Origin of the sequence: Actinotalea sp. (assembly GCF_041597215.1) — a bacterium.
In the GTDB taxonomy this organism is placed as follows: Bacteria; Actinomycetota; Actinomycetes; order Actinomycetales; family Cellulomonadaceae; genus Actinotalea.
On record NZ_JBFHHB010000355.1, the window covers coordinates 1 to 1,822 of the forward strand.

A 1,822-nucleotide genomic window follows, 5' to 3' on the forward strand; every position below is an offset into this window, starting at 1 on the left:
GAGGACGCCAAGCAATGGCGGTGCCTCGGGTGCGATGCGCTGATCCTCATCCCCGGCGGGATGTTCACCAACTTCCGCCGCCACCAGGCCGAAGCCCTCGCCGCCGCTGGCCTGCTCGTGACCGACGACCCCGGCCCGACCGTGCAGGCGTTCTACGGGGACGAGCTGTGACCCCGACCCCGTGCGCCGCTCACCCAGGCACCGGGTTCGTGCACCTCGACGGGCCCTGCCACTGCTTCGCCGGCGGGCCAGCGCCCGAGTTCCCCCAACCCGACCCGCCCGGTTGGTACGACGACCACGGCTGGGACACCCGCGACGACGCCCACCGGGCCACCTTCCCGAAGGAGCACCCGTGAGCGACCCATGGGCGTGCACCTGGTGCGGGCAAGCGTTCGTCGTGCCCTCCCTCGCCCGCGACCACGAAACCACCTGCCCCGCACGGAGGACACGATGAGTGACCGTCACCCCATCGGCCACATGCTCGACGCCCTCGACATCCGCACCGGGCTCAACGACGGCGACCTCGTGGCCGACGCCGTCGTCATCCTGCGCATCGTCACTACCGAAGGCCGATCGGACGTCCGCACCACCTGGTCCGCCGGCATGGACTGGGTCACCCGTCGCGGCCTCATCGAAGTAGCCCGCGACGCCGACCGCATCCCACCGCAGGAGGAGACCGAGTGAGCGCCGATCGACTGCTCGCGCTGAACGCCAGGGACGACCTGCTGTGGATCGCCGACCGCTGGACGCAACTGCGTGCACGCCTGCGCCCGGGTGGAGGGGGCGCGCTGAACGGCATGCCACGCGGCGGCAGTCCGGGCGCCCCGATCGATCTGCACGTCTCGGACCTCATGGCCGAGATCGAGTGGAAGGTGGCCCGGCACTACGGGAACATCCTGCTCGACGAGACCCCACCGCAGCACGGATGCTCAGGCGCCTGCCACGGGTCACCGCAGCACCAGCACCAGGAGGGCTGCGACGGCGAGCACGTCGACGCGGACGCATGCCCGACACCGAAGTTGCCGATCACGACATCGCAGATGCCCCGCCTACTCGCCGAGGTCGCCCGGCGCTACGGACACTTCACCGAGGACGAGCGTCTGGCGCTCGACTTCTGCGACGACGCCAGCGACTACCGCGAGCGCGTGCGCAAGGTCCTCGAACGTCCTGCCCCGCCGGTCTACGTCGGCCCCTGCCGACACATGGGCGAGGATGGCACCGGATGCGTCGGCGAGCTCTACGTGAAGCCCGGCAAGGACGGAGGCTCGTGCAAGGAGTGCGGGACGACTTTCACGCTCCTGGAGCAGCGCGAGTGGCTCGAGGAGCAGTTCGACGATCGGCTGATGACGGCCGGGGAGATCGCGTCAGCACTCGTCGTTCTCGACGTGCCCGTGCCGATGGGCACGATCAAGTCCTGGATCGCACGGCGCAGGCTCATGGAGGCCGTGCCCGGCGACCGGCTCTACCGCTTGGCCGACGCGCGCGAACTCGCCCGAGAACGCCGTGGCGCTTGACCTTGGTGCGTCTGCAACCTAGCCTTCTGCTTAAGTGGGTTACACCCATCGAAGAGGCCCGGAGAGCAGTCGCTCCCGGGCCGTCTTCATGCCCCCGATCTCCCGCCCGGCACAGCCGGCCCGCGACCCCTCACCCTCGCGCGATGAGCCCTGTCCGGGCGGGAGCACAACCCACCCCAGCCGACCGCGTCAACGCGCGCCCGGCACACGTTCAAGCACGCGCGAAGGACGACTGAGACCTCGCACGCCGGGTCCTTTCGGGTCTTGCATCGGCGTACCTGCGCGGAGGCTGGGGGTTCGGGAATGGC

General features: G+C 70.1%; 2 protein-coding genes. Both read left to right on the top strand.

The genetic code is table 11. The annotated features are described in order from the left end of the window. Window positions 1-477: 477 nt before the first annotated feature. Window positions 478-684, top strand: a complete 207-nt coding sequence (locus ABWK99_RS15950) for a hypothetical protein (RefSeq protein ID WP_372595665.1) — start codon at window positions 478-480, stop codon at window positions 682-684. Then, entirely contained in the window at window positions 681-1,514 is an 834-nt protein-coding gene (locus ABWK99_RS15955; protein WP_372595666.1) for a hypothetical protein, read from the top strand. Before ABWK99_RS15950 ends, ABWK99_RS15955 begins: the two co-directional genes overlap by 4 nt. Window positions 1,515-1,822: the final 308 nt, after the last annotated feature.